6 protein-coding genes, 1 tRNA gene and 1 pseudogene are annotated in these 6105 nt (G+C 61.6%); 4 read left to right on the top strand and 4 right to left on the bottom strand.

Annotated features, from left to right (window positions below; translation table 11 throughout):
* Window positions 1–37: 37 nt before the first annotated feature.
* The 3 genes from DFR43_RS08415 to DFR43_RS08425 all read right to left on the bottom strand — a co-directional run bounded on the left by DFR43_RS08415 (window position 38) and on the right by DFR43_RS08425 (window position 1605).
* Window positions 38–128, bottom strand: a tRNA-Ser gene (locus tag DFR43_RS08415).
* 87 nt (window positions 129–215) lie between these two features.
* A complete protein-coding gene (locus tag DFR43_RS08420) occupies window positions 216–1133 on the bottom strand; it encodes an SPFH domain-containing protein (protein ID WP_133597597.1) in 918 nt (305 codons plus the stop codon).
* Between the two features lie 37 nt (window positions 1134–1170).
* Entirely contained in the window at window positions 1171–1605 is a 435-nt protein-coding gene (locus DFR43_RS08425; protein ID WP_133597600.1) for an NfeD family protein, read from the bottom strand.
* 115 nt (window positions 1606–1720) lie between these two features.
* On the opposite strand from DFR43_RS08425, the gene DFR43_RS08430 reads away from it, so the two are divergent.
* Entirely contained in the window at window positions 1721–4012 is a 2292-nt protein-coding gene (locus tag DFR43_RS08430) for an arginine/lysine/ornithine decarboxylase (RefSeq protein WP_133597602.1), read from the top strand.
* Between the two features lie 130 nt (window positions 4013–4142).
* On the top strand, window positions 4143–4367 hold the full coding sequence (locus tag DFR43_RS08435; RefSeq protein WP_133597604.1) for an HP1242/YdcH family protein: 225 nt from the start codon (window positions 4143–4145) through the stop codon (window positions 4365–4367).
* A 48-nt stretch (window positions 4368–4415) separates the two neighbouring features.
* Here the strand turns inward: DFR43_RS08435 and DFR43_RS08440 are convergent, their stop codons facing one another.
* Window positions 4416–4922: a C40 family peptidase gene (locus tag DFR43_RS08440; protein WP_245988877.1), complete on the bottom strand. Its 507-nt coding sequence runs from the start codon at window positions 4920–4922 to the stop codon at window positions 4416–4418.
* A 151-nt stretch (window positions 4923–5073) separates the two neighbouring features.
* Between DFR43_RS08440 and DFR43_RS08445 the strand changes: the two genes are divergently transcribed.
* Window positions 5074–5673 carry an isochorismatase family protein gene (locus DFR43_RS08445; RefSeq protein ID WP_133597641.1) on the top strand — a complete coding sequence of 200 codons (600 nt, stop codon included), beginning with the start codon at window positions 5074–5076 and terminating at the stop codon, window positions 5671–5673.
* A 192-nt stretch (window positions 5674–5865) separates the two neighbouring features.
* Window positions 5866–6105: pseudogene (locus DFR43_RS08450) on the top strand (thiosulfate oxidation carrier protein SoxY); the annotation flags it as partial.

Genomic DNA, 6105 nt, shown 5'->3' on the forward strand with positions numbered 1-6105 from the left:
CAAGACGTGGCGACGGCCGCGATTGGCCAAGAAAATCTGGCGGAGAGAGCGGGATTCGAACCCGCGGTGGGCTATTCACCCACACACGCTTTCCAGGCGTGCGACTTAAACCACTCATCCATCTCTCCGGGTAAGCCCGGCATTGTACACGGGAAAACAACCGCTTGGCTCGACGCAGCAACTTCTCGTGGGTTGCCTCCACCCTTCGCCGACGATCAGCCCGACGCTTGCGCGGTTTTGATCATTTTCATGGCCGAGCCGATCAAATTGCTGACTTCGGTCATGTTGCCGGGCACGATCAGGGTGGTGTTGGCATCTGCCGCCACGCGGGCATAGGCTTCCACGGCTTTTTCGGCCACTTTCAGCTGCACGGCGGCTTCGCCCCCTTCGGTGCGGATGGCTTGGGCGATGCGCTCGATCGCTTGCGCCGACGCTTCCGCCACGGCCAGAATGGCCGCCGCTTCCCCTTGAGCGCGGTTGATTTCGGCCTGCTTGTCACCTTCAGAGCGGGCAATGGCGGCTTCGCGCTCGCCATTGGCGATGTTGATCTGCTCTTGCTTGCGGCCTTCGGAGGCGGCAATCAAGGCGCGTTTTTCGCGTTCGGCGGTGATCTGCGCCTGCATCGCGCGCAAGATTTCGGCTGGCGGCGTCAAGTCCTTGATCTCGTAGCGCAATACCTTCACGCCCCAGTTCAGCGCCGCTTCGTCAATGGCGTTGACGACCTGGGCGTTGATCATCTCGCGTTCCTCGAAGGTCTTGTCCAACTCCAGTCGGCCAATGACGCTGCGCAGCGTGGTTTGCGCCAATTGCGTGATGGCCAGCACGTAGTTCGATGAGCCGTAACTGGCCCGCATCGGGTCCGTCACCTGGAAATACAGAATGCCATCGACCTTGAGTTGGGTGTTGTCCTTCGTGATGCAGATCTGCTCAGGCACATCCAGCGGAATTTCCTTGAGGCTGTGCTTGTAGGCCACTTTGTCGATAAAGGGCACCAGAAAGTTCAGCCCAGGGGTGAGGGTGCCGGCATATTTGCCCAGCCGTTCTTTGACCCAGGCGTTTTGCTGCGGCACGACCTTGATCGATTTGACAATAAAGATGCCTGCAATGATGAGTATGGCAAATGCGACTTCCATGAGCGTCCTTTCTGGGGTGACAGGTGGGGAGGCAGGGTCAGTGCCCGCTGGGGCGCACCAGCAGCCGGCTGCCCTCGACGGCGACGATCTGATACGTGCCAGGGGTCTGGGGCTGATGGCCCGTTTGCAGTTGCACGGTCCAGTCGGCCCCTCGGTAACGGATGCGGGCCGTGCCATCGGGTTCCCAATGAGGGACGGTGACCACTTGGCCGATATCCAGATTCACATCTCGGTTGGCGCGGGCCGAAGGGCTGCCCAGCCGCTTGAGCCGCCAACGCTGCCAGAGCACGATGGCGCCACCCCCCACGATCGCCGCCGCCAGAAACTGGCCGGCCAATCCAGCCCCAGCGTGAGCGGCGAGGGCGCCCGCAGCCAGTCCAACGGCCAGCATCAGCAGGAAAAACGTGCCAGTCAGCAACTCCAGGGCCACCGCGCCACCGGCCAGCAGCCACCACACTGTCGATTCAGCCATGAAACTCCTTCTGGGCACCCAAAGTTAGGGAGAGACGCAACACTTGCCCCCATTGTGGTGCAAAACCTGCCAGCTTTCGCATTGCCGACACATTCCTTTCGTACACTTCGCACTCATGAAATTCCGCTTCCCCATCGTCATCATCGACGAAGACTTCCGCTCCGAAAACACCTCTGGCCTGGGCATTCGCGCACTGGCACAGGCCATCGAAAGCGAGGGCTTCGACGTCGTGGGCGTCACCAGCTATGGTGACCTGTCGCAGTTTGCGCAGCAGCAAAGCCGCGCCAGCGCCTTCATTCTGTCGATCGACGATGAGGAAGTGACCGGCGACCCCGAGCAGGACCCGGCCGTGCAGAACCTGCGCCAGTTCATCCAGGAGGTTCGGCGCAAGAATGCCGAAGTCCCCATTTACGTCTACGGCGAAACCAAGACCAGCCGCCACCTGCCCAACGACGTGCTGCGCGAACTGCACGGCTTCATCCACATGTTCGAGGACACGCCGGAATTCGTCGCGCGCCACATCATCCGCGAGGCCAAGGCCTACCTCGAATACATCCAGCCGCCGTTCTTCAAAGCGCTGCTGGACTACGCCGAGGACGGCTCCTACTCCTGGCACTGCCCCGGGCACTCGGGTGGGGTGGCGTTCCTCAAGACCCCCGTGGGGCAGATGTTCCACCAGTTCTTCGGCGAAAACATGCTGCGCGCCGACGTCTGCAACGCGGTGGAGGAGCTGGGCCAGTTGCTGGACCACAACGGCGCCATCGGCGAGAGTGAGCGCAACGCCGCGCGCATCTTCAACGCCGACCACTGCTTCTTCGTCACCAACGGCACCAGCACCAGCAACAAGATGGTGTGGCACCACACGGTGGCCCCGGGCGATGTGGTGGTGGTGGACCGCAACTGCCACAAGTCCATCCTGCACTCCATCATCATGACGGGGGCCATCCCCGTCTTCCTCAAGCCCACGCGGAACCACTACGGCATCATCGGGCCGATTCAGCAAAGCGAATTCACCCGCGAGGCCATCGAGGCCAAGATCGCGGCCCATCCGCTGCTCCAAGGGGTGGACCCCAAGCAAGTACGCCCCCGCATCTTGACGCTGACCCAATCCACCTACGACGGCGTGCTCTACAACACCGAGACCATCAAGCAGATGCTGGATGGCTACGTGGACAACCTGCACTTCGACGAGGCGTGGCTGCCGCACGCGGCCTTCCACCCCTTCTACGGCACCTTCCACGCGATGGGCCGCAAGCGCGGTCGGCCCCAGCATTCGGTGGTCTATTCCACCCAGTCCATCCACAAACTGCTGGCGGGCATCAGCCAGGCCAGCCATGTGCTGGTGCAGGACTCGCAGACGCAAAAGTTGGACCGCCACCTGTTCAACGAAGCGTACCTGATGCACACCTCCACCAGCCCGCAGTACAGCATCATCGCCAGTTGCGATGTTGCCGCGGCCATGATGGAGCCGCCCGGCGGCACCGCGCTGGTAGAGGAAAGCATCGTCGAGTCGCTGGACTTTCGCCGTGCCATGCGCAAGGTGGACGCCGAATTCGGCGACAACGACTGGTGGTTCCAAGTCTGGGGGCCGGAGGAACTGGCCGAGGAGGGCATCGGCCGCGCCAGCGACTGGGTGCTCAAGCGCACCGACAGCGAAGGTGTGCAGACCGCCGACGGCGAGGAAGCCTGGCACGGCTTTGGCGACATGGCCCCTGGCTTCAACATGCTGGATCCGATCAAGGCCACCATCGTCACACCGGGGCTGAACATGAAAGGCGACTTTGCCCCCACCGGCATCCCGGCCAGCATCGTGACCAAGTTCCTGGCCGAGCACGGCGTGGTGGTCGAAAAGACCGGCCTGTATTCGTTCTTCATCATGTTCACCATCGGCATCACCAAAGGCCGCTGGAATACGCTGCTGACCGCATTGCAGCAGTTCAAGGACGACTACGACAAAAACCAGCCCATGTGGCGCATCCTGCCGGAGTTCTGCCAGAAACACCGGCGCTACGAGCGCATGGGCCTGCGCGACCTGTGCCAGTTCGTGCACGAGATGTACGCCAAGTACGACATCGCCCGGCTGACCACCGAGATGTATCTCAGCGACCTCACCCCCGCGATGAAGCCCAGCGATGCCTACGCCCAGATCGCGCACCGCAACACCGAGCGCGTCCCCATCGACGAACTGGAAGGCCGCATCACCACCGCGCTGATCACTCCCTACCCACCGGGCATTCCGCTGCTCATCCCGGGCGAAGTGTTCAACCGCAAGATCGTGGACTACCTCAAGTTCTCGCGGGAGTTCAACCAGCAATGCCCCGGTTTTGAAACCGACATCCACGGCTTGGTGGTGGAGGAGGGCTTCGACGGGCAGAAACGCTACTTTGCCGACTGCGTCAAAGCTTGAGCCGGATCAACAAAGGCGCTGATTGCCGGCCCAGCGGCTTGGCGACATGCCGCCCTCTGGTTTACAGTGTGGCCACGGGCAGGTGTCCAGCACCCATGCGGCACGCCCGGCCATCGACAGAGGAGTACCGATGTTTCCTGAATACCGCGAGCTGATCACAGCGCTCAAAGGCCACGATCATCACTTCACCCGCCTGTTCGACAAACACAACGAACTCGATCAGCAAATCAAAAACATGGAGGCCCGCATCAGCCCCGGCACCCATGAAGAGATCGAAACCCTGAAAAAACAAAAACTGCTGCTCAAGGACGAACTCTACGCCATCCTGCGCAAAGCTTCAGGCGCCACGGCCTGAACACCGCGAGAGGCTCCCGGCCAGGGCCCGCGCGTGTGGAGTTTGATGTCAAGGCGCGTTGAGTCGCGACCATTGCGCCTCATCGCTCCAGGCCACACGACGGGCTCCCGTGAATCGACGCGCCCAATAAGACGAATACATGCTTTCCAGGCGAATGCTCGCCCCGGTGCGCGGTGAATGAACGAAGCGGCCTTCGCCCACGTAGATGCCGACGTGGCTGTATCGGCTGCCCAAGGTGTTGAAGAACACCAAGTCACCCGGGATCAGTTCTGAAGGCTCGATCGGAGTGGTGGCGTGCGCCTGCTCCACCACCCGGCGGGGCAAGCGTATGCCCAGGCTTTCTTGAAAACTCGCCTGCACGAAACCGCTGCAATCAAAGCCTTCCTCATAACTCCCACCCCCCAAGCGGTAGGGCACCCCCACGAAGCCGAGGGCATGCACGACCAGCCGCGAGTGGGCCGGCCGCTGGCTCACCTCTGCACCCGGCGGCGTCACCCAGCCGTTTTGCGCCAAAAAGTCGGCCAGGGGGTCGGCCGGACTGGCTGCAGCAGGCACAATCCCAAGCGTGCTCAGCAGCCCCAAGGCCAACACCTTTGGCCACGTTGCCCAGCGGTGTTTCTTCATGCCGCGCAAGGTAAACGCAAAATCTATTGAAGTCAACGGGTTGCTGTGGTTTTTTTGTGCAAACTTTGAGGAGCAGCGCTTCATGATGATCGACCTCGATGACAGCCAGTTGGTGCTCGTGGATTACCAAGACCGCCTCATGCCCGCCATCTGGCAAGGCGCTGAGGCTTTGGCGCGCGCCGTACTGCTGGCACGCGTGGCCCAGCGTTTGCAGGTGCCGGTATGGGGCACCGAACAGAACCCCGAGAAACTTGGCGCCAACGCCGCAGAGTTGCGCGGACTGTGCCAGAAGACCTTCGCCAAAATGCACTTCAACGCCTGCGAGTCCGATCTGCTCAAGGCCCTGCGCCCACCGGCCAAGCCCGCTGGGAATGCCCGCAGCCTGCCCAAGCATCTGCAAAAACCGCAGGCACAGGGCCCGAGCCGCAACACCGTGGTTCTAGCCGGCTGCGAGGCCCATGTGTGCCTGCTGCAAACCGCTCTGGGCCTGCTGGAACACGAGTTTGACGTGTGGGTGGTGACTGACGCGTGCAGTTCTCGGCGCGAACGCGACCGGGACGCCGCGTTCGACCGCCTGGCTGGCAACGGGGTGGAACTCGTCACCAGCGAAATGGTGGTGTTTGAATGGCTGAAGAGTTGCGAGCACGCTGCCTTCAGAGACGTCTTGAAATGGATTAAATGATAAGGCGGCCCGGTGAAAACCCCTGGCGACGAAAATGTTTTTGCATTTTTTCTGCGGGTTTCGTATTTGAGATACAGAATATAAGCATTCAGTGTTTTCACTAATACACCCTGCTCCGTATCGGAGTAGGCTTGACAATTATCAAGTCGGGCGGATGTCACGCACCGCCCCCAGACGCACAGGAGCACTCTCATGAACACACACACCACCCGCCGAACCGTACTGAAGAGCACGGGCGCGATGGCCACGCTGCTGTCGCTGGGCATCGTGACGGCCGAGCAGGCGCAGGCGGCTGGCCGCGCGGGCTTTGACGCCAAGAACCTGCAAGAAGCCATTCAGGCGCTGGGCGGCAGCGTCTCGGCCAACGACCAGGTGCAGATCATTTCGCCGGACATTGCCGAAAACGGTGCCGTGGTGCCGGTGGGGGCGATC

The organism is Tepidicella xavieri (assembly GCF_004363315.1).
GTDB lineage: Bacteria > Pseudomonadota > Gammaproteobacteria > Burkholderiales > Burkholderiaceae_C > Tepidicella > Tepidicella xavieri.

Excerpts from the sequence above, each read along its gene's own strand:
- DFR43_RS08420 (WP_133597597.1), bottom strand. The coding sequence starts at position 1,133 with ATGGAAGTCGCATTTGCCATACTCATCATTGCAGGCATCTTTATTGTC.
- DFR43_RS08425 (WP_133597600.1), bottom strand. The coding sequence starts at position 1,605 with ATGGCTGAATCGACAGTGTGGTGGCTGCTGGCCGGTGGCGCGGTGGCC.
- DFR43_RS08430 (WP_133597602.1), top strand. The coding sequence starts at position 1,721 with ATGAAATTCCGCTTCCCCATCGTCATCATCGACGAAGACTTCCGCTCC.
- DFR43_RS08435 (WP_133597604.1), top strand. The coding sequence starts at position 4,143 with ATGTTTCCTGAATACCGCGAGCTGATCACAGCGCTCAAAGGCCACGAT.
- DFR43_RS08445 (WP_133597641.1), top strand. The coding sequence starts at position 5,074 with ATGATGATCGACCTCGATGACAGCCAGTTGGTGCTCGTGGATTACCAA.